The 21,907-nt window shown below is 75.7% G+C and carries 11 protein-coding genes; all 11 read right to left on the bottom strand.

Annotation, left to right across the window (positions count from 1 at the left end):
• Positions 1–2,620, bottom strand: a 2,620-nt coding sequence (locus tag ABD363_RS30225) for a beta-ketoacyl synthase N-terminal-like domain-containing protein (RefSeq protein ID WP_344609328.1), incomplete at its 3' end; no start/stop codon positions are given.
• A 317-nt stretch (positions 2,621–2,937) separates the two neighbouring features.
• The gene (locus ABD363_RS30220) at positions 2,938–4,146 is read right to left on the bottom strand and encodes a glycosyltransferase (RefSeq protein ID WP_344609326.1); all 1,209 of its coding nucleotides are present in this window, start codon (positions 4,144–4,146) and stop codon (positions 2,938–2,940) included.
• 14 nt (positions 4,147–4,160) lie between these two features.
• Positions 4,161–5,495, bottom strand: a complete 1,335-nt coding sequence (locus tag ABD363_RS30215; RefSeq protein WP_344609324.1) for a UDP-glucose dehydrogenase family protein — start codon at positions 5,493–5,495, stop codon at positions 4,161–4,163.
• A 37-nt stretch (positions 5,496–5,532) separates the two neighbouring features.
• Entirely contained in the window at positions 5,533–7,065 is a 1,533-nt protein-coding gene (locus tag ABD363_RS30210; RefSeq protein ID WP_344609322.1) for a GMC oxidoreductase, read from the bottom strand.
• A gap of 47 nt (positions 7,066–7,112) precedes the next feature.
• Positions 7,113–8,576, bottom strand: a complete 1,464-nt coding sequence (locus tag ABD363_RS30205; protein WP_344609320.1) for an NAD(P)/FAD-dependent oxidoreductase — start codon at positions 8,574–8,576, stop codon at positions 7,113–7,115.
• Between the two features lie 72 nt (positions 8,577–8,648).
• Positions 8,649–9,848, bottom strand: a complete 1,200-nt coding sequence (locus tag ABD363_RS30200) for a DegT/DnrJ/EryC1/StrS family aminotransferase (protein WP_344609318.1) — start codon at positions 9,846–9,848, stop codon at positions 8,649–8,651.
• A gap of 42 nt (positions 9,849–9,890) precedes the next feature.
• On the bottom strand, positions 9,891–10,553 hold the full coding sequence (locus ABD363_RS30195) for a class I SAM-dependent methyltransferase (RefSeq protein WP_344609316.1): 663 nt from the start codon (positions 10,551–10,553) through the stop codon (positions 9,891–9,893).
• Positions 10,554–10,592: 39 nt separating this feature from the next.
• Positions 10,593–11,870 (bottom strand): glycosyltransferase, encoded by a 1,278-nt coding sequence (locus tag ABD363_RS30190; protein ID WP_344609314.1) that lies wholly within the window; start codon positions 11,868–11,870, stop codon positions 10,593–10,595.
• Positions 11,871–12,206: 336 nt separating this feature from the next.
• Positions 12,207–15,032, bottom strand: coding sequence for an ATP-binding protein (locus ABD363_RS30185; protein ID WP_344609312.1), 2,826 nt, complete (start codon positions 15,030–15,032; stop codon positions 12,207–12,209).
• Positions 15,033–15,367: 335 nt separating this feature from the next.
• Complete coding sequence (locus ABD363_RS30180) at positions 15,368–17,368, bottom strand: ATP-binding cassette domain-containing protein (RefSeq protein ID WP_344609310.1); 2,001 nt, start codon at positions 17,366–17,368, stop codon at positions 15,368–15,370.
• Between the two features lie 364 nt (positions 17,369–17,732).
• On the bottom strand, positions 17,733–21,893 hold the full coding sequence (locus tag ABD363_RS30175) for a type I polyketide synthase (RefSeq protein ID WP_344609308.1): 4,161 nt from the start codon (positions 21,891–21,893) through the stop codon (positions 17,733–17,735).
• Positions 21,894–21,907 lie beyond the last annotated feature (14 nt).

The following is a 21,907-nucleotide window of genomic DNA, read 5'->3' as shown; positions in this document are numbered from 1 at the left end:
GGGCCTCGATGGGGTCGCCGAGGCGGGTGCCGGTGCCGTGCGCCTCCACGGCGTCCACGTCGGCCGGTTCGAGGCCGGCGTCGGCGAGGGCCTGGCGGACGACCTGCTGCTGGGCGGGGCCGCTCGGCGCGGTCAGGCCGTTGGAGGCGCCGTCCTGGTTGACGGCGCTGCCGCGGATCACGGCGAGTACGTCGTGGCCGTGGCGGTGGGCGTCGGAGAGCCGCATCAGGACCAGGACGCCGGCGCCCTCGCTGAGGGAGAAGCCGTCGGCCCGGTCGGAGAACGCCTTGCAGCGGCCGTCGGCGGCGAGGGCGCGCTGGCGGGAGAACTCGGCGAACATGCCGAGGCTCGGCAGGACGGTGGCGCCGCCGGCCAGGGCGGTGGTGGCGGCGCCGGAGCGCAGCGCCTCGCAGGCCAGGTGGAGGGCGACCAGGGAGGAGGAGCAGGCGGTGTCGACGGTGAGGGCGGGGCCTTCCAGGCCGAGGGTGTAGGCGATGCGGCCGGAGGCGACGCTGACGGCGTTGCCGGTGAGGACGTGTCCGGTGACGTCGGTGGCGGAGGTGTCGGCGGCGCGGTCGTAGTCGAGGCTCATCAGGCCGAGGTAGACGCCGGTCGGGGTGGAGCGCAGGGTGTGCGGGTCGATGCCGGCGTGTTCCAGGGCCTCCCAGGAGGTCTCCAGCAGCAGCCGCTGCTGCGGGTCCATGGCCAGGGCCTCGCGGGGGCTGATGTTGAAGAATTCGGCGTCGAAGTCGGTGGCGGAGCGCAGGAAGCCGCCTTCGCGCTGGTAGAAGCCGCCGGGTGCGGTGCCGGTGGGGTCGTAGCGGCCGGCGATGTCCCAGCCCCGGTCGTCGGGCAGGGGTGTGATGGCGTCGGTGCCGTCCAGGAGGAGGCGCCACAGTTCCTCGGGGGAGTCGGCGTCGCCGGCGAAGCGGCAGGCCATGCCGACGATGGCGATGGGTTCGCCGGAGTGGGCGGCGGGGCCGGTGGCGGCCGGGGTGGGGGTGGTGGGGCCGTACAGCTGGTCGTGGAGGTGGTGGCCGAGGGCGGCGGGGGTCGGGTAGTCGAAGGCGGCGGTCGGGGCGAGGCGCAGTCCGGTCGCGGAGCGCAGCCGGTCGCGGAGGGCGACGGCGGTGGCGGACTCGGCGCCCTGGTCGCGGAAGGGGACGTGGGCGGGGGCGGGGGCGGGCAGGGCGAGGAGGTCGGTGACCTGGGTGCGGACGAGGTCGACGAGGGCGCCGCGCCGGTCGCGTTCGGGCAGGCCGTCGAGGCGTTCGCGGAGGGCGGCGGCCTGGGCGCCGCCGGTGTCGCCGGCGGGGTCGGGGTCTTCGGCGGCGGCGGCGTCGGCCAGGCCGGGAGGCAGGTCGGCGGGGTCGGTGCCGGGGGTGTGCAGGGTGGTCCAGTCGGGGGTGCCGCCGGTGGTCCAGTACGTGGCGACGGCGTGCACGAAGCGGTCCGCTCCGCCGTCGCCGCGGCGCAGGGTGCCCTGGACGGCGGTGGTGGTGCCCGCCTGTTCGGCGATGGTCTCCAGCGCGGCGGCGAGCACGGGGTGGGGGCTGATCTCGATGAAGTGGCGGTGTCCGGCGTCGAGGGCGGCGCGGGCGGCGTCGAGGAACCGGACGGTGCCGCGCAGGTTGCCGGCCCAGTGGTCGGCGTCGAGGGCGGCGCCGTCGAGCGGGCCGCCGGTGGCGGAGGCGTAGAAGGGGGTGTGGGCGGCGCGGGGGGTGAGGCCGGTGAGGTCGGCGCGGACGCGGTCGGTGATCTCGTCGACGTGGGGCGAGTGGGCGGCGACGCCGTAGTCGATCCTGCGGGCGCGGATGCCTTCCGCGGTGAGTTCGGCGAGGAGTTCGGCGGCGGCGTCGGCGTCGCCGGAGACCACGCCGCTGTCGGGGCCGTTGACGACGCCGAGGACGAGCCGGTCCTGCCAGGGCGCGAGCCGCTGCCGGAGCCGTTCGACGGGCATCAGGACGGAGACCATGTCGCCGCGGCCGTGCAGCGGCAGCTGGGCGCGGCTCCACCGGGCGGTGGCGCGGGCGGCGTCGTCCAGGGTGAGCGCGCCGGCGACGCAGGCGGCGGCGAACTCGCCGAGGCTGTGGCCGATGACCGCGGCGGGCCGTACGCCGACCGCCTCCCACAGGGCGGCCAGCGACACCATCACGGCGAACAGCGCGGGCTGGGTGACATCGGGGGTGGTGAGGGCGGGGGCGCCGGGTCCGCCGCGGACGACGTCGAGGAGGTTCCAGTCCACGTGCGGGGCGAGCGCGTCGGCGCACTCGCCCATGCGGTGGGCGAACACGGGTGAGGTGTCGAGGAGTTCGCGGGCCATGCCGGGCCACTGGGTGCCGTGGCCGGGGAAGACGAACACCGGCCGGGGATCGCCCGCCGGGGGTGTGCCCTCGGTGACGTGGTCGACGGGGGTGCCCTCGATCAGCGCGTCGAGGCCGGCGGCGAGGTCCGCGGCGGTGGCGGCGGTGATCGCGACCCGGTGGGGGTGGGCGGGGTCGGTGGTGCGCAGGAGTGCCGCGCCGATCCGGTCCGGTGCGCCGTCCCGTACGGCCGGCCAGGCGCGGAGTGCGCGGGCCTGCTCCCGTACGGCGCGGGTGCCCCGCCCGGTGAGGAGCACCGGGCGGGGGGTGCCCGGGCCGGTGAAGGGTCGGGCGGCCGAAGTGGAGCGAGCTTGATCGGACACGTTCTCTCCCGCGGGATGACTCGAGCGCCACGTCTTCGGAACCGGGCCGGGCCGGTGGGGAATGCCGGTGGGGCAGGAGCGCGCGGGGGCCGGAGGTGAGGTGGCCTGACCCGTTCGCCCGTCGGCTCCGATTATCCGAACGGGTGACTGGTGGAATCCCTACAAGGGTGTTCCGTGGGAGGTCACGGGGCCGGTACGGCAACGCCGACGGGCCGGTGGGCTCCGTCGGCGTGGGCGCGGGCTGGGGGGTGTCAGGCTGTCGCCAGGCGCTCCAGGTGGGTGACCGCCGCGTCGATGCCGGGCAGGGCGAGCATCTCGTCCCGGGCGTGGCGGGCCTCGGTGGCGGTGAGGGTGTCGGTGAGCAGGCGGCGGCAGGTCTCCCGCATGGGGTCGGGGCCTCGTTCGGCCACGTGGGCGCCGAGTCCGAGGTCGGCGACCCGCAGCGCGTTGTACTGCTGGTCGCCGAACAGGGGGCGGACCGCCATCGGGACGCCGGCGCGCACCGCTTCCCGGATGCTGTTGTAGCCGCCGTGGGTGAGGAACAGCGTGGCGTGTTCCAGGAGGAGTTGCTGCGGGAAGCGGTCCACGATGCGGATGTGCGGCGCGGCCCGGGTGGTGTCGACGGGTGTGCCGAGGGTGGCGACGACGGCGGTGCAGTCGAGGCCGGACAGGGCCTCGACGACCGTGTTGAGGGGTTCGGCGGGGTCGTAGGCGGGGATGGGGGCGCCGAACTCGCGGGCTTTGGCGAGGAATCCGAGGACGGTGGCGGGCAGTCCGGTGCCGAGGGAGGCCAGGATCAGGGGCCGGTCGGCGGGCAGGTCGGCGAACCAGTCGGGGAGGGTTTCGCCGCGGGTGACGGTGCGGGGCTGGCGGTAGGCGACGGCGTCGGGGGCGAGGGGGCGGGCGAAGGAGAACTTCGCGGGCATGCAGTCCAGGCGTCCGTGCCGGTAGACGGCGAGCGGGTCGTCGGTCTCGGGCAGGCCGAGTTCGCGGCGCCGGTCGTTGAGCAGCGGCAGGAGGAGTTCGGGGTCGAGGAACTGGCCGGAGCCGGACGGTGCGGGCACGTGGGGCACGTGGAGGGTCTCGGCGACGAGGAGGGCGGCGAACTCGTATCCGTCGCGCAGGATCACGTCGGGGCGGAAGTCGCGGGCCAGTGGCAGGAGGCGGTGGTAGGCGTCGGTGAGGTGGGGGCCGCAGCCGAGGGTGGCCCACAGGTCGTGGGCGAAGCGGCTGAACTCCTCGGGGAGGGGCAGCTTGCCCTCGAACAGCAGGCGCATGCCCTGGGCGGTGATGTCGGTGTAGGCGCCCACGACGCGGGCCCGCTCGCCGTCGAACACGGGGCCGAGCCGTTCCGCGGTGACGACGAGGACGTCGTGGCCCGCCTCACCGAGCGCCCGCACCAGGGGGAGCGAGGCGCGGGCGTGCGAGGGCGAGCCGGTGATGCTGCACAGAACCCGCATCGGGGCGGACCTTTCTAGGCGGGGGTCAGGGCGGGCTCCACCGGGCTGAGGCCCGTGCCGTGCCAGGCGAGCCCGGCGGCGCTGAGCGTGGCCGCGTCCAGGTGGTTGCGGGTGTCGACGACGACCGGCCGGTGCAGGGCGGCGGCCATGCGCGGCCAGTCCAGGTCGCGGAAGTGCGGCCATTCGGTGCACAGGACGAGTCCGTGGGCGCCCTCGGCGGTCCGGTAGGGGTCGTCGACCACGGTGATGCCGTCGAGCGGTACGGCGCCGGGGCCGGTGGCGGGGACGGCGGGGTCGTGGGCGGTCAGTTCGGCGCCCTGGCGGGCGAGTTCGGCGGCCAGGGCGAGGGCCGGGGAGTCCCGCAGGTCGTCGGTGCCGGCCTTGAAGGTGAGGCCGAGCAGCCCGATCCGGACGCCGCGCAGCGGGGCGGGGCCGCCGGTGCCGCACAGCCGGGCGACCTTGGCGGCGAGCCGGGCCTGCTGGTGGGCGTTGGTGTCGACGGCGGCCCGGACCAGGGGGAAGTCGACGCCGACGGAGTCGGCGGTGCTCAGCAGGGCCCGGGTGTCCTTGGGCAGGCAGGAGCCGCCCCAGCCGGGTCCGGGTCTGAGGAACGCGGAGCCGATCCGGTGGTCGCGGCCGAGCGCCGCGGTGACCCGGTCGATGTCGGCGCCGACCTGTTCGCACAGTTCGGCGAGGGTGTTGACGTAGGACAGCTTCACGGCGAGGAAGCAGTTCGCCGCGTACTTGACGAGTTCGGCGCTGGCCGCGTCGCTGATCATCACGGGTGCGTCGACGCCCGCGTACAGCTCGGCGACCTGTGCGGCGGCCCAGGCCTGGTCGGAGCCGACGACGACCCGGTCGGGGTTGAGGAAGTCCCGCACCGAGGTGCCTTCGCGCAGGAACTCCGGGTTGCTGACCACGCCGATGTCGGCGCGGTCCAGGGCGGCGGTGACGCGGGCCGCGGTGCCCACCGGCACGGTCGACTTGGTGACCAGGACGCTGCCCGGCTCCAGGTGCGGGCGGATCTCCTCGACGACCGCGTCGACGGCCGTCAGGTCGGCGCGGCCGTCGGGGCCGGTCGGGGTGCCCACGCAGACGAACACGGTGCGGGCGCCGCGCACGGCCTCGGCGGCGCCGACGACGAAGCGGAGCCGGCCCGAGTCCAGTCCGGCGCGGACCAGTTCGGGCAGGCCCTCCTCCAGGATGCGCACCCGGCCGCGGGCGAGTTCCGCGACCTTCGCCGCGTCCACGTCGGCGCAGACGACGCGGTGTCCGAGCGATGCCAGGCAGGCTCCGGCGGTGAGCCCGACGTAGCCGGTGCCGATGACGGCGATGTTGTGCCGGTGCACGGCAGCCACCTCGTTTCTCGGTAACGTCGTCCGTGGGTCAGGCGCCGGTGAGGCCGGCGCCGATGGCCGCCGCGGCGCGGACGGCCAGGGCCACGCTGAACAGGGTCGGGTTGACGGCGGTGGAGGTCGGGATGACGCCGTTGCCGCCGACGTAGAGGTTGTCGAACCCCCACACCCGGCAGTCGGTGTCGCACACCGAGGTGCCGTCGTCGGCGGGGCCCATCCGGACGGTCCCCTGGTAGTGCTTGGAACTGCCGGCGGGGAACAGTTCGGGGCTCTCCAGCCACTCGCCGCCGAGCGCCTCGGCGATGGCCTCCTGGTCCTTGCGGGCCTGTTCGGCGCCCGCCAGGTCGCGGTCGGTGAGCCCGTAGTGCAGGGTCATCCCGGGCATGCCGTAGGCGTCGGCCTCGCTGGTGGAGAACTCGATGCGGTCCTCGGCGCGGATCTCCTTGGCGCCGTACCAGACCATGCCGACGAACAGGGCCGGGTCGACGCCCTCCAGCGGGGAGGTGTCGATGGTCATGACCTGTCCGTGGTTGCGGCGGGCGGGGTCGGCGAACGGCACCCGGAAGCGGCCCGTCTCCAGGTCGCGGATGTCGCCGCCGAACTCCACGGAGCCGCGCGCCCCGACGCCGAGGGTCGGGCCGTCCTTGACGTGCAGGGAACTGACCGTCTTGGGCTGGTCGTTGAGGTAGCGGCCGAGCGCCTCGGGGCGGATGCCGGACGCCCACAGCAGCTGCGGGGTGCGCAGCGCGTCGGCGGCGACGGCGACGGCGGACGCGCGCAGGGCGAACTCGGTGCCGGTCGGCAGGTGTTCGAGGAGGGCGCCGGTGACCTTGCGCCCGGTGAACAGCAGCCGGCGGCACATGGTCTCGTCGGCGATGCGGAACCGTCCCCGGTCCGCGCCGGCGTCGGCGAGCGGGCCGAGGACCACGTCGGGGCCGACCCAGCGCGGCCGGCGGCCCGGGCGCGGTGTGCAGGCGAGCGGCATGGGGCCCACCTGGCGGCCCGGCGGGTAGTCGCCGTCGAAGAGCTCGCCGAGCTTTTTGAGCACCAGGTCGCCCGCCGGGGTCGGCGGGTAGGCGTCGTGGGTGACGGTCAGCAGGTCCTCGGCGACGGTCAGGGCCCGGTCGAGTGCGCCTGGGGGCAGGAACGGCACCCGTTCGCTGTCCAGCGGCCGGGGCGCGGTGCAGGCCCAGTGGACGCCCATGCCGCCGACGTTGCTGGACATGACGGCGGCGGGCATCCCGTCCTGCTCGGGCTCGCCCTCCCGCCGGGGCCGCAGCAGGTGGGTGCCGCGGTCGGCGTACTTCTTCACCAGGGTGCCGTCCTCGCCGGGGGCGGTGCCGGGGTCGCGGCCCTGGGACCGCCGTTGTGCCGTGGCCCGGTCCTGCGCGGGCAGGTTGCCGAGGTGGACACCGGCCTGCCCGGTCAGGCGCGGCCCGAGGTCGACCATCAGGATCCGGGCGTGCGGCACGGCGTCGTGCACGCGGCGGGCGAGGGCCGAGCCGACGGGGCCGCTTCCGACGACGAGCAGGTCGACCGCCGGCGGAAGGTCGGGACAGCTCATGAGGGCGCGGTTCTCCTTCCGGGGGTGCGGGGGTGTGCGGGGGGGTGTCACAGGGCGGCGCGGCTCGCGGCGTAGTACTCGCGGACCTGCTTGGCGAACTGCGGGTTCATCTGCGCCTTGGCGAGGATCTCGGCGGGCGGGGTGTACTCGTCGTCGAGTTCGGCGGCGAACTTGGTGAAGCCGGCGCGCAGCTGGGCCTCGATGACGGCGGGCCAGGCGTTGGGGATGCGCCACTCGTCCTCGTAGCCGGTGGCGAGCAGGTGGACGACGGCGGTCTCGACGACCTCGGCCCGGGTCTGGGCCTGCACGGGGGCGCGCACCGGGTCGAAGACGGACAGGTCGTGCCGGGTGTCCTCGCCGAGCAGGCGGCGGGTCATCTCCTCGGCGAGCAGCGGCGACAGGTGCAGGCCGTCCCGGTAGGTGCCGGTCATCATCCACAGCCCGTCCAGGCCGGTGCGGCCGATGAGGGGGAAGCCGTCGAAGGCGACGGGCCGGTTGCCGACCTGGATGCGTTCGATGCCGCTGGTGTCGAGGTCGCGGCGGAGCTGGCGCAGGGCGCAGCCCAGCAGGAAGGTGGCGTCGCGGATGGAGGGCACGTCGGCGGGTTCCGGCTCGATGGCGTTGGTCGCGCCGAGGTAGACGCGGCCCCGTCCGCGGGGCACCAGGTGCAGGCCGCAGGCGAAGGCGCGGTTGGGGGTGCGCAGCACGCTGGCCGGGCCGGGCACGTCCGGGTCGACGCGGGCGACGACGGACACGCCGACGCCGGCGCACAGCCGCGGGACGGCCGCGGCGACGGCGGGCACGGTGTCCAGCAGGGTCTGCGCGGCGGCGCCGGCGGCGAGCACGACCTGCCCGGCCGAGACGGTCTCCCCGGAGGTGAGCCGCACCCCGCCGATGCGGTCGCCGGACGCCTCCAGGCGTTCGCCGAAGCCGTCGAGGAGGGTGCCGCCGGCCTTCTGGAACGCGGTCTCCAGCCGGGCCAGCAGCGCCCCGGCGTCGACGGCGTGCTCTCCGGGGATGAACATGCCCTTCAGGGGGCGGGTGGTGGGGTCGGGGTCGAGCCAGTCGACGTCGGCGGGGTCGATGTCCTCGTACGGCTCCCGGTACTCGTCGAGGGTCCGGCGGATGGCGGCGTAGTTGGCGGAGTCGATGCCGGGCACGCCGACGGAGTTGAGCAGCATCACGGTGCCGTCGGCGCAGCGCAGGTCGGTGCTGTCGCCGGCGTCCTCGTAGAGGCGGCTCAGCCAGTCGTCCCACATCCGGGTGGCCTGCACGCCCAGGTCGAGTTTGGCGCGGCCCTGCTCGCTGGCGAGCAGGGTGGTGGTGACCTCGCCGAAGGTGCCGAGCATGGCGCCGGCGGCGGCCGAGGCGGCCCAGGGTCGGTCGGTGCGGCCGAGGACGGCCACCCGGGTGCCGCGGCGGGCGAGGGTCAGGCCCAGGGACAGGCCGAGCACGCCGTTGCCGACGACCAGGACCTCGAAGGTCCGGCCGTCCGGGTTGTCGCTGGTCATCGCTTTGGTTCCCCTCTTGTCAACCGCCCGCGTACGGCGCGGTGTTCGGGTCGTCGTGGGTGGCGGGCCGGGTCAGGCCGGCACGGTGCCGGTACGGGGCAGGCCGGCCAGCACCTTGGCCACGGCCTGCGCGATGTCGTCGATCTCCTGCCGTCCGCCGAGCAGGGCCTGGTGCGGGATCATCACGCCGTCGCGGCCGACGCGTTCGGCGTGCGGGCAGCGTTCGGCCAGTTCCTCGACGCGTGCGCCGCCGGTGCGGCCGGTCCAGAACGCCTCGGTGCGGTGCAGGGCGGGGTAGGTGCCGAAGGCGGGGATGCCCTCCATCAGCAGGGCGAGGGCGACCGTGTCGCGGTCGACGCCGCCGAGCACGTCCTGGTCGAGGACGAACGTGGTCATGTAGTGCGGGGTGGCGGTGCAGCGCTCGTCCCGGGCCTGGAGGCGGACGCCGGGGATCTCGCCGAGCGCGGCGGTCAGTTCGGCGTGGCGGGCGGCGCGGCGCGCGTTCTGTTCGGGGAGCCGGGCGAGCTGGGCGCGGAGCACGGCCGCGGTGAACTCGGAGATGCGGAAGTTGGAGGAGGCGGTGACGAGGTTCAGGTCGCGGGTGCGGCCGCAGTTGTGCCGGATCCAGGCGCTGTCGTAGGTGTCCTGGTCGGGCAGGAGCAGCGCGCCGCCCTCGCCGGCGGTGAGCACCTTGGAGCTCTGGAAGGAGAAGGTGGCGATGGAGCCGAGGGTGCCGAGGCCCCGGCCGCGCCAGGTCGCGCCGTGGGCCTGGGCCGCGTCCTGCACGACCGCGATCCCGCGGGTCTTCGCCCAGGCGGTGATGGCGTCCATGTCGGCCACGTGGCCGCCGATGTGCACGGGGATCACGGCACGGGTGCGGCCGGTGACGGCGGCGTCGAGGGCCGCCGGGTCCAGGCAGAAGGTGCCCGGGTCGATGTCCACGGGCACCGGGACGCCGCCGCGCCGCTGCACGGCGGTGGAGGTGGCGACGAAGGTGTAGGCGGGGACGACGACCTCGTCGCCGGGTTCGATCCCGACGAGTTCCAGGGCGAGTTCGAGGGCGTGGGAGCCGTTGGTGACGGCGAGCGCGGCCGGCGCCTGGTGGTGTTCGGCGAACTCCCGCTCGAACGCCTGGACCTCCTTGCCGCCGTGCCGTGACCAGTCGCCCTGGTCCAGTGCGCGGATGAGGGCGAGGCGTTCGGTGTCGTCGTACTGGGGCCAGCGCGGGAAGGGGGTCTCCCGCACCTTGGGCCCGCCGTGCAGGGCCAGCATGGCCTCTCCTTCCGGGTGTCGCCGGGGTCGCGGGGCGGCCGGTCAGCCGCCGTAGGTGCCGAACGCGGTGCGGGTGCCGTGGGGGTCGAGCTCCATGACGAGCCCGCACTCGGCCTCCCAGCGTTTGGTGATCTCCACGCCCTCGGAGCGGTTGACGTCGTCGAGCAGCACGCTCGCGCCGGGGGCGAGGAAGTCCTTCAGGGCGGGCACGGCCGGGTAGCGGGCCATCTTGCGGCCCTGCTGCCAGCCGGGCGGGCCGTCGACCAGCAGCAGGTCGACGGGGCCGTGCTTGTCGGTGAAGGCGCCCACCTCGTCGGTGACGGTGCGCGGCGTGTACCACTCGACGTGCTTGACCGCGGCCGGATGCTCGGCGAGCGGGGCGTGCACCACGCGGGCGACCTCGGCGAGGCCCTCGCGGGCCAGCTGGTCGGTGACCCAGGAGGCCCATTTCTCGTCGTGCTCCAGGGACAGCACGTTGCCGTGGCCGCGCTGGGCCATGTAGCGGGCGAGGACGATCGTGGAGGTGCCGCTGCCGCACTCGACGACGGCCCGGCGGTCGTTCAGGGCGATGTCGTCGAGCAGTCTGACCAGGGCCCCGGGGCGCAGGCCCCACGCGGAGAACGGCAGATAGGGTCCGTTCAGCAGCGGGGAGAGCCGGATCCACGAGGCCAGGTCGTAGAACGCCCGGAGGAACTGTGCTTCCATCTGCCTGCTCCTGTCGGTCTGGTAAGAGGGTGCTCGGTCTCAGTGGCCGGCCAGGGCGACGAGGTGGTCGACGGCGGCGGTGACGGGCGGCAGCGCGAGCATGTGCCGCTGGGCGGTGCGCGCCGCGTGGGCGTGGGACGGGTCGGACAGCAGCCGGTCGACGGTCTCGGCGACGTCGTCGGCCTTCGCGCTGGGCACCCTGAGGCCCAGGCCCAGTTCCGCGACGCGGGTGGCGTTGTGCGCCTGGTCGCTCAGCTCGGGCAGCACGGCCATGGGCACGCCGGCCCGCACCGCCTCGCGGACGCTGTTGTATCCGCCGTGGGTGAACAGCAGCTGGGCGGTCTCCAGCAGCAGCGGCTGCGGGATGGTGTCGAAGACGCGGACGTTGCCGCCGATCGCGTCGGGGTCGACGGGCATGCCGCGGGTGGCGACCACGGCCGTGCAGTCCAGCTGGGACAGGCCCTTGACGATGGTGGTGAGCGGGTTGGCGTCACCGGGCATCAGCGCGTGCACGACCGCCGCCGGGTCCGCCCGGACGTCGTCCATGCCCTCGAAGAGGTGACCGGCGACCATGCCGTCGAAGAACAGGTCGAGGATGCGCGGGAAGACCGCGCTGTGCATCAGCGAGGCGAACACGTTGGTGCTGGAGACCACCACCAGCGGCTTGTCGCCGGGGATCTCCCGCAGCCACTCCGGCCCGGTCTCGGTGCGCACGATCGTGGCCGGCTGCTGGTAGGCGAACGTGCCGGCGATGTCGTGCGCGGTGAACGTGTACTCGGGCGGCATGCAGTCGAAGCGGCCGTGGGCGTGGATCGCCTCGGGCGCGGTGCCCTCCGGCAGGCCGAGTTCGGCGCGGCGCAGGTTCAGCTCGTCGAACGCCAGCCGCGGGTCGAGGTACTGGCCGCCGCCGGACGGCGCGGTGACGTGCGGCACGCCGAGCGTCTCGGCCACCAGGTAGCCGGCGAACTCCACGCCGCTGCGCACGATGACGTCCGGCTTGAACTCCTCGGCCACGTCCAGGAGTTGACGGTAGGCGTCGGTGACGTGGGGGCCGCACGCGGTGGCGAGCAGGGTCTGGGCCGAGAACGGGTCGGCGGGGACGAAGTCGATGCGCTTCTGCTGCAGCAGGCTGAGCACGATCTCCGCCATGTCGGTGAACAGCGGCAGCACGCGGATCCGTTCGCCCTCGAAGACGCCCGCCATCTCCGGCGGCGACACCACGGTGACCTCGTGGCCCGCCTCCGCCGCCGCGCGGGCCAGCGGCAGCAGGGCGCGGGCGTTGGAGGGCGACAGCGCGAGAGTGCAGAGAATGCGCACGACCATTCCTTTCCGTACGGAAGCGGTTTTCCGGGAGATGTCGGCGGAACGGAGCGGGAAGGTCAGGCGCCGCGCGCCGCCCGGGCCGTCGGTCACGTCATCATGTGCCGCCGCGGTCGGGGTTTTCCCGAGTCTTCGGCGGGCTTCCGCACCGCTCGGGGCCTGAGCGTAGGAGAGGTGTGGGCGGCGGCGCAGTTGGGTGTTTCCACCGGTGGGTAATCGAGGGCGGGGACGGCGGGGCCCGGGCGGGACGGGGGCCGTTCCCGGGGCTCGGCGGTACCCGGGCTCGGGCCGTGGAGGGGCCGGGACCGGGGGGCCGGAACGGGGTGGTGCCGGTCAGGCGGGCAGGTGGGCGGCGCGGGCGGCCCAGGCCGCCGCGCGGCGCCGGCGGTCCTCGCGGACCCGGCGGGGGACGAGCCAGTCGACCACCTCGTGGGTGACGGGGTGGCGGAAGGCGTAGCGGGGAGCACCGGACGGGGAGCCGTGCCGGGAGCGGCGCAGGAGGCCGCGGCGCTCCAGGTAGTCCAGCCAGCGCTCGGCCTCGGCGCGGTCGCCGTCCCCGACCGCGGCGACCCCGTCGGCGCAGCACGCGCCGCCCAGCGCGGAGGCGCCGGCCAGGACCGTCTTGGCCGCCTGCGGGAGGGCGTCCAGCCGGGCGGCGACGACCTGGCGCACATGGCGCGGCAGAGGGGGCGGGCCCTCCTCGGGTCCGGTTCGGGCGGACAGTGCGCGGGCGTACTCCGCGGCGAACAGCGGGTTGCCGCCGACGCGTGCGAGCAGGTCGCGCCGGAGGCCGGCCGGCAGGTCCGCCCGGCCCTCGGCGGCCAGCAGGGCGTCGAGCAGCGCGGCGGAGGACGCCTCGTCGAGCGGGTCGAGGGTGAGGGTGAGGGCGTCGCGCCGGCCGCCGCCCCAGGCGGGCCTGCGGTCGAGGAGTTCGGGCCGCGCGGTGACCGCGATCAGCAGCGGGGCCGGGCCGGCCGCGTCGGACAGGTCCGCCACGAGGTCCAGGGCCTCGTCGGAGGCGGTGTGCAGATCGTCGAACACCAGCAGCAGGGGGCGTTCGGCGGCCAGCCCGGCCAGGAACAGCCGCCAGGCCTCGGCGACGGACGGCCACTCGCCGGGCGCGGGCCGCCCGGGCCGCAGCAGCAGGCGCAGCCGCGCGAGCAGCCGGCTGCCGCGCTCGCCGGTGCCGAAGAGGCCGTGCACGGCGCGGGCGAGGGCGGCTTCCGCGGCGCCGGGGGCGGGGCCGGGGGGCGGCGCGGCCGTCGGGGCGTCGCCGGCTGCGACGGCCGCGGTCAGGATGCGGGCCGGCACCGCGAGGGGGTGGTCGCCGTCGCCCCAGGAGCCGCGGGCCGTCAGGACGGTGAAGCCGCCCGGGCGGCGGGCGAGCCGGCCCAGCTCGGCGGCCAGCCGGGTCTTGCCCGAGCCCGGCTCGCCCAGCACGGTCAGCAGGTGGGGGCGCTGCTTGCGGGTCACGTCGCCGAGCAGTCCCCGCAGCTGCTCCAGTTCGCGGTCCCGGCCCACCAGCGGCGGGAGCGTTTCGCCGCCGGGGCGGGGCGGGCGCGGTCCCAGCGGTTCGCGGGCGCCGCCGGGGCCGGTGGCGGGGCCGTAGGCGATGGCGCGCTCACTGCCGGCCCGGGTCGTGGGGCACACCCGGATCCCGCCCGGCGGCACGGTCTCCAGCAGTTCCGCGCAGGCCTTCGGTACGGTGCCGTCGACCACGGGGATCGCCCCGGTGCCGTCGGGCGCACAGGTGACGACCACGTCGCCGGTCGCCACGGCCACCCGCGGCGCGGCCCCGCCGCGCGCGGTGACGGGACCGCCGGCGCCGTGCCGCCGCAGCCGGTCCAGGATCGCCAGGCCCGCCCGGACCGCGCGCGCCGCGTCGTCCTCCCGGGTGCGGACGACGCCGAAGAGCGCGAAGGTCACCGGCCCGAGCACGCCGGAGACCTTGCCGCCGTACCGTTCGGTCTCCTCCCGGACGGCCGCGGCCAGCTCACCGGACAGCCGTGCCGCGTCCTCCGGGTCACCGCCGGGCCCCCGGCCCGGCGCGGCGCGCACCAGCAGCATGGACAGCTGTCTGCGCTGCTCGGTGAGGAGCCCGGCCGCCGGTGCGGACGGCTGCCCGGCCGGTGTTTCGCAGGGCGGTACGACGGCCCGGGCAGCCGGTGTGCCAGGCGCCTCGGCGGCGGGCGGGCGCCGGCCGCCGAGGGGATCGGGTACGGCTCCGGGGGCCGCCCACGCGCCGGGGGCCGGCTCCCCCGCGCCGAGCCGGTCCCGGGCCGTCGGGTACCGCGCGGACGGCAGCGGGTCCGGGTCGGGTCGCCCGGCCCGGCCCCGCTCGCCCGGCGGCGTGCTGCGCGGGGCGAGCGGGGCGCGGGTCTCCCGTGTCCCGGCCATGATGGCGAGCGCGTCGGGCTGGGCGAGGACGGGGTCGTGGTCGAGGATGGCGCGTTCCACGGCGCGCAGCGTCCGGCCGGGCTCCAGGCCCAGTTCCCGCGCGAAGGCGTTCCGCGTCCCCCGGTACGCCGCCAGCGCGTCGGCCTGCCGGTCGCAGCGGTACAGGCCGAGCATCAGCTGGGCGCACAGGCGTTCGCGCAGCGGCTCGCGCCGGACCAGCGTCTCCAGCTCGGGCACCACCTCGTGGTGCCGGCCGCGGGCCAGCTCGGCCTCGAACAGGTCTTCCTGGGTGGCCGACCGGGCCCGGGCGAGCGCGTCGAGTTCCGGCCAGTCGGTGCCGGTCTCCGCCAGGTCGGCGAGGGCGGGGCCGTGCCACAGGTCCAGGGCGGTGCGCAGGGTCCGCGCGGCCGCGTCCCAGGCGCCGGCCGTCAGGTCGGCCCGGCCGCGGCCGGCCAGCGTCCGGTAGGCGGCCAGGTCCAGGCCGGCGCCGTCCAGCCGCAGCAGGTAGCCGGGGGCGTGGGTGAGCAGCAGCGGCGCGGCGGTGCTCTCGGCGGCGAACAGGCCGCGCAGCGCGGACACCGCGTTCTGCAGCATCTTGCGGGCGGTGGGCGGCGGTCCGCCGGGCCACAGGGCCCGCATCAGGGCGCTGGTCGCCACGACCTCGTCGGCGTGCAGCAGCAGCCGGCCGAGGACGGCCCGCTGTCTGAGCCCGCTCAGCGCCACGGGGCCGCTGTCGCCGAGCACCGTCAGCGGACCCAGCACCCGGAATTCCATCGCCGGTGTCGCTCCCGTCCGTTCCGCCGGGCGCGCCCCGGCGGATGTGCCGTCTCCTCCGGGCGAGCCGTCTCCACGGCGGTGACGGCGAACGAAGGGACCGTAAAAGGGGAAGGCGGGAGAGCTCCCCGGTCCGTCCATGCGCCGCGCCGCGGCCGGCGGCCTCTCCGGGCGCCTGGTGCTCCCGCACCGCGTGCCGTCCGGTGAACGGCCGCCGGGCCTTCTCCTCTGGATCTCGCCAGGATGCTATCGGCCGGTCCCGGCGGGGTCGACTGGGGAAAACACCGGACTTCCGGAAGCGTCCGGGTGCGGTCGCCGAGCGGTCAGGAGGCCCGCCAGCGCAGCGCGCGGTCGGCGACGGCCAGCGAGACCACGGACGTCACGGCGAGGACGGCGACGTCGAGGGCGAAGCGGGCGTCGATGTCGCCGGTGACGCTGTGCCGGATGGCGTCGGCGCCGTAGCTGGTCGGCATCAGGTAGCTGACGATGCGCAGCGCCGGCGGCAGCGACTCCAGCGGGATGAGCAGCGGGGCGCCCAGCAGCAGCAGGAAGTTGAGCATGTACGTCACGATCGAGATGAGTTCGATCTTGTTGATGAGGCTGCCGATCACCAGTCCCAGCGCGGCCAGCGGCAGCGCCGTCAGCGGGTACACGAACAGCAGCGTCGGGGACAGGGTGAGCCGGATGTCGTAGAGGAGTTCCACGGCGAGCAGCGAGGTGAGCAGTCCCGGGGCGATGAGCAGCAGCCGTGCCGCCACGAACGCCGTCACGAAGGCGATCTTGCTGATGGGCAGTGAGGCGTAGTACATCATCGAGCCCTCCGCCTTGATCGCGCCGATGCGCTGGGCGATGGCGGTGGTGCCGAGGGCGGCGATGGAGAACACGCCGGAGCCGCTGGCTATGTACAGCAGGCTGGTGTGGTCGGTGAGGCCGCTGCCGATCCGGGAGAAGCCGAACACCATCGTCAGCGGCATGAAGATGCCGAAGACCATGTGCACGTGCCAGGAGGTGCGCACGATCAGCATGTGCTCGAACCACAGGTACTTGAAGGAGGTGCCGAAGGTGGCGAGCCGCTCGCGCGGACCGCGCCGGGCGGGGCGGCGGACCGGTGCGGCGGTGCGGTGCGGGGCGGAGCCGGCCCGCGCCCCGGGGACGGTTCCCGGCTCGGGGACGGTTTCCGTCTCGGGGGTGGCCCGCGGCTCGGGAGCGGTCCGCGGCTCGGGGCCGGGCGTGGCCGGGGCCGGTCGCCGGTCGCCGTCGGCGGGGGCGCCGGGAGCGGCGGCGGGGACGAGTTCCCTGGTCCGCGTCTGCGGTTCCGCGTCGTCCGGCGCGTCCGGGGCGGGGGTGCCGGGGGCGGCGGGCGCGGGCTTGAGGCTGAGGTAGACGTCCTCCAGGGTCGGCCGGGCGAACCGGAAGTCGTCCACGCGGGTGACGCCGACGTCCGTGACCAGCACCTCCAGGAGCGGCTGGATCCGGTCGGGCGGTGCGGTGACCAGATAACTGCCGGTGCGGTCGCCGGGGGTGACGACGCCGATCCGGCCGAGCCGGGCGGTCTCCTCGTCGGTGAGGGTGCCGCCGTCGCGGACGAACAGCTCCAGCCGCGCCTGGGCGCCGGTCTGCTCCTTCAGCTCGCCGGGCGTGCCCATCGCGGTGATCCGGCCGCCGTGCATGACGGCGACCCGGTGGACCGCCTTCTCCGCCTCCAGCACGTTGTGCGTGACGAGGACGACGGTCGTGCCGTCCTCGGCCGCGCGGCGCTGGACGATGTCCCAGATCAACCGCCGGTTGTGCGGGTCGAGTTCGTTGGTGGGCTCGTCGAGCACGATCAGTTCGGGCCGGCCCATCAGGGTCATGCCGAAGTTCACCAGCCGCATCAGACCGCCGCTGAGCCGTTCCACCTGCCGGTCCGCGTACGGGCCGAGGCCGAGCTCGTCGATCAGCTCGTCGGTCTGGCGGCGCGCGTCGGCCTCGCTCTGGCCCCGCAGCCGCCCGGTGTAGTGCAGGGCCCGCCGCGCTTCGATCAGCCGCATCGACAGGCCGCGCTGCGGCAGGAAACCGACGGTGGACTTCACCGTCTCCGGGTGCCGCACCACGTCGATGCCGTTGACGGTGACCGAGCCCGAGGTGGGGCGCACCAGCCCCAGAAGTTGCAGCACGAGCGTCGTCTTGCCGGCGCCGTTGGCGCCGAACAGGCCGAACACCTGCCCGCGCGGCACGCTGAACGTCAGCCCGTCATTGGCCCTGATCAGTTCTCCGTTGCGCCCGCGATAGGCGCGTACGAGATCGCGCACCTCGATCGCCGGGCCGTCGTCCGTCTTGACCATGCCCACGTCTCATCGCCTCTTCGGCTCAGGGACCCGGCAACCGCCGGTGATCCGTCGTTCGTGTACCGCTTCGCCCGTGTGCGCCGGCCGGCGCCGGGGACGTGGCCGCGGCCCGGCCGGGCCGCGGCCACAGCCGCGCGCCCACGCTAGGCCGACCGCGGCCGGGGACATCAGTGGAACTTCTCCATCGCCCGGTCATCCGCCGCCGGGTTCGCCGCCACGCGCCGCCGGGCTCCGGTTGCGCGCCGCCGGGTTCCCGCCGTGCGCTGCGGGGGTCCCGTCACGTGCTGCCGGGTCCTCGCCGTGCGCTGCCGGGTTCTCGCCAGGTGCTGTCGGCTTCTCCTCGTGTGTTGTCGGCTTGCCGTCATGCGTCGCCCAGTTCGTCGTCGAGGAAGGCGAACATCTCGTCGTCCGACAGCTCGTCGACGTCGACCTCGCCGCCGTCCGCCGCGCCCGCCCCGGCCGGGTCCGGAACCCCGCCCGTCGCCGCGACGGCCGCCCAGCGGGCCCTGAGGACGTCCAGCCGCCCGGCGATCTGCCGGTGCGCCGGGCCGTCGGCCCCGTCGCTGCCCCGCAGGGCGGCGATCAGCTGCTCGACCCGGTCCAGGGCGGCGAGCACCTGCCCGGGACCCGACCGGTCCCCGTCCGGCACGAGCAGCGCCGCCAGGTGCCGCGCCACCGCGTCCGGTGTCGGATGGTCCAGCGCGAGCGTGGCGGGCAGCCGGACACCGGCCGCCGTGCTCAGGCCGTTGCGCAGTTCTACGGACATCAGCGAGTCGAAGCCGAGGTCGCGGAAGGCCCGGGCCGGGTCGACCGCGGGGGCGCCGTCCGGCCCGTGTCCGAGGACGACGGCCACCTGGCGGCGCACCAGGTCCAGCAGCGTGGCGTGCCGCTCGGCCGCGTCCAGGGACGCGAGCCGTTCCGTCAGCCCCGGATCGGCGGCCTGTCCGGCGGTCCGCCGCGCCCGCACCAGCCCGCGCAGCAGGGGCGGTACGTCGTCCCGGGCGCGCAGCGCGGCCAGGTCGAGCCGTACGGGCAGCAGCACCGGGTCGGTGGCCGCCGAGACGGCCAGGTCGAACAGGGCGAGCCCTTCGTCGGTGCGCAGCGGCGGGAAACCGGACCGCCGCAGCCGGTCGACGTCCCGGGCGGACAGCGCGCCGGCCATGCCGTCCGCCTGCTGCCACGGTCCCCAGGCGAGGGACCGGGCGGGCAGGCCGAGGCGGGCCCGGTGGCGTACGAGGGCGTCGAGGAAGGCGTTGGCGGCGGCGTAGGCTCCCTGCCCGGCGTTGCCGAAGGTGCCCGCGGCGGACGAGAACACCACGAACGACCCGACGTCGGGCAGCAGTTCGTGCAGGTACCAGGCCGCGTCGGCCTTGGGCCGCAGCACGGCGGCGACGCGCTCGGGCGTCAGGTCGCCGGTCACGCCGTCGTCGAGGACGCCCGCCGCGTGCACGACGGCACCGATCCGCCGCCCGCCGAGTACGCGCGCGAGCGCGTCCCGGTCACCGACGTCACAGGCCACCGCCTCGACCCGGGCCCCCGCCCCGGTCAGCTCCGCGAGCAACTCGCCGGCTCCGGGAGCGGCGGGGCCGCGTCGGGAGAGCAGCAGCAGGTCGCGCACGCCGTGCCGGGCGACGAGATGACGGGCGAGTACCGCACCGAGGCCGCCGGTGCCTCCGGTGACCAGGACGGTTCCCGCGTCCGCGGCAACGGAGCCGGGGCGCGGGGCGGGCGTGGCCCCGGCCGCGACCCGTTCCAGCCTCGGCACCGACACGTCGCCGTCCACCACGGCCACTTCGGGCTCGGCGACCCCCAGCGCCCGGGCCGCGCCGGTCGCCGCGCCGGGCAGGTCGAGCAGGGTGATCCGGCCCGGGTGCTCGCTCTGCGCCGAGCGCAGCAGACCCCACGCCGCGGCGGCGGCCGGGTCCGCGCCGGTCGTGGCCCCGCGTACGGCCACCACCAGCCGGGCCCCGGCGAACCGCTCGTCGGCCGGCCACTCCTGCGCCAGCCGCAGCGCCGCGTCGGCGCGGGCGCGGGCGGCGGCCGGAACGTCGGGACCCGTGGCCGTCAGGGGGGCCAGCACCAGCCGGTGCCGGGCGTCGACGGCGGACAGCTCCGGGTACGGCGTCGCCTTCGTGCCCGCGTCCGTCAACGCCTCGGCGAGGTCGTCCGGCAGTTCACCGACGACGGCGACCTCCGCGGGCGCCTCGGGCACCGGTTCCGCGACCGGCGTCCACGTCGTCCGCAGCAGCGCGTCCGGCGCGGCGGACGGCGGCGGCCCGGCAAGCCCGTCCGCGACGGGCCGCACCGTCAGCCCGCCCACCGACAGCACCGGCCGGCCCTCGGCGTCGGTGAGGGCGAGGGCGATGCTCCGCTCCCCCGTCCGGGTCAGCCGGGCCCGCACGGTACGGGCCCCGGAGGCGAACAGCGACACGTCCTCCCAGACGAACGGCAGGGAGGTACCGGCGTCGTCGCCGCCCGCGCCGGTGAGGCCCGCGGCGTGCAGTACCGCGTCGAGCAGGGCCGGGTGGACGCCGTAGCCGCCGGTCGCGGTCTCCGGTGCCAGGGACACCTCGGCGAACACCTCGTCGTCCCGCCGCCAGGCCCGGCGCAGCAGACGCAAGGACGGACCGTAGTCGAACCCGGCGTCCGCCAACGTCTCGTAGTGGTCCCCGAGTTCGACGGCCCGCGCGTCCGCCGGCGGCCACGCCTCCGGCGGGACGGTCGGCGGCTCGACGGACGCGGCGCCGAGGACACCGGTGGCGTACGCGGTCCACGGCGCGTCCGTGGGCCTGTGTTCGGGACGCCCGTGCACCGAGAACGTTCGCCGCCCGTCCTCGTCGGCCCCGCCGACGCGTACCTGCAGGCGCATCGCGTCGCCGGAGTCGGGCAGGACCAGCGGGGCGGCCGTCGTCAGTTCCTCGATCCGGCCCGCGCCCAGTTCGTCACCGGCGCGGATCGCCAGCTCCACCAGGGCCGCGCCCGGCACCAGGGCACGGCCCTGCACGGTGTGGTCGGCCAGCCATGGCTGCGCCTGCCGTGCCACCGTCCCCGTGAACACCGCACCGTCCCCGTCCGCGAGCAGCATCGCCGCTCCGAGCAGCGGGTGCTCGGCCGGGACGAGTCCGGCGGCCCGGACGTCTCCGAGGTTCCGACCGCTCATGGGCCAGTAGTGCTGGTGCTGGAAGGGGTAGGTGGGCAGGTCGGTGCGGCGGGCGCCGGTGCCGGTGAACAGGGCCGGCCAGTCCACCGGCACACCGTGCACGAACAGCCGCGCCAGGGCGGTGGCGAAGGCCTCCTCCTCGGGACGGTCCGCGCGCAGCGCCGGGACGGCGACGGCCGCCTCGGGGGCGCAGGCGTCGATCAGCGGGGTGAGGACGGCGCCCGGGCCCAGCTCCACGAAGCGGGTGACGCCCCGGGCGGTGAGGGCGCGCACGCCGTCGGCGAAACGGACCGTCTCCCGGACCTGGCGCACCCAGTAGTCCGGGGTGCCCAGCTCCCCGGACTCGGCGAGGGCGCCGGTGAGGGCGGACACCACGGGGATGCGCGCCGGGCGGAAGGACAGCGCGGCCACCGCCCGGGCGAAGCCGGCCAGCATCGGCTCCATCAGCGGCGAGTGGAAGGCGTGGGAGACCCGCAGCCGGCTGGTGCGCCGCCCGGGCAGGGCCGCCGCGACCGCCAGCACCGCCTCCTCGGTGCCGGACAGCACCAGCGAGGCCGGACCGTTGACCGCCGCGACCGCCACCGTGTCCGTCAGCAGCGGGGCGACCTCCGCCTCGCTCGCCTCCACGGCGAGCATCAGGCCGCCCTCGGGCAGTTCCGCCATGAGCCGGGCCCGGGCTGACACCAGGGCGCACGCGTCGGTCAGGGACAGCACCCCGGCCACGTGCGCGGCCGCGATCTCCCCCACCGAATGCCCGGCCACAAACTCCGGCCGCACGCCCAGCGACTCCGCCAGCCGGAACAGGGCCACCTCGAGCGCGAACAGCGCCGGCTGCGCATACTCCGTGCGCTCCAGCACCCGCGCATCCGCACCCCACATCACCTCCCGCACCACCGGATCCAGCCCCGCCAGCACCTCATCCAGCGCGGCGGCGAACACCGGGAACCGCCCATACAACTCCCGGCCCATCCCCAGCCGCTGCGCCCCCTGCCCGGAGAACACCACCGCCAGCCCGCCCTCACCAGCGGACCCCCGCGCCACCTCCGCCACACCACCGGCGGTGGCCAGCAACACCGCACGATGCGCGAATGTCGCCCGGCCCACCGCCAGCGAGAACCCGACGTCGACAGTCGGTTCATATTCCCGCAGGAGCCGAAGCTGCGCCTCCAGCGCCTGCCCGGTACGCGCCGAAACCACCAACGGCACCACACCGGGCAAGTGCTCGGCCTCACCGGTCTGCTCGGGCTCGGGCTGTTCGAGGATGAGGTGGGCGTTGGTGCCGCTCAGCCCGAAGGAGGACACCGCGGCCCGGCGCGGGTGGCCGGTCTCGGGCCAGGCCACCGGCTCACGCACCAGCTCCACCGCACCCGCCGACC

The organism is Streptomyces glaucus (assembly GCF_039533365.1).
Taxonomy (GTDB): domain Bacteria; phylum Actinomycetota; class Actinomycetes; order Streptomycetales; family Streptomycetaceae; genus Streptomyces; species Streptomyces glaucus.
This window is presented reverse-complemented; position numbering and strand designations above follow the sequence as displayed.

Excerpts from the sequence above, each read along its gene's own strand:
- ABD363_RS30220 (WP_344609326.1), bottom strand. The coding sequence starts at position 4,146 with ATGCGGGTTCTGTGCAGCATCACCGGCTCGCCCTCGCACGCCCGCGCC.
- ABD363_RS30210 (WP_344609322.1), bottom strand. The coding sequence starts at position 7,065 with ATGAGCTGTCCCGACCTTCCGCCGGCGGTCGACCTGCTCGTCGTCGGA.
- ABD363_RS30205 (WP_344609320.1), bottom strand. The coding sequence starts at position 8,576 with ATGACCAGCGACAACCCGGACGGCCGGACCTTCGAGGTCCTGGTCGTC.
- ABD363_RS30200 (WP_344609318.1), bottom strand. The coding sequence starts at position 9,848 with ATGCTGGCCCTGCACGGCGGGCCCAAGGTGCGGGAGACCCCCTTCCCG.
- ABD363_RS30195 (WP_344609316.1), bottom strand. The coding sequence starts at position 10,553 with ATGGAAGCACAGTTCCTCCGGGCGTTCTACGACCTGGCCTCGTGGATC.
- ABD363_RS30180 (WP_344609310.1), bottom strand. The coding sequence starts at position 17,368 with ATGGTCAAGACGGACGACGGCCCGGCGATCGAGGTGCGCGATCTCGTA.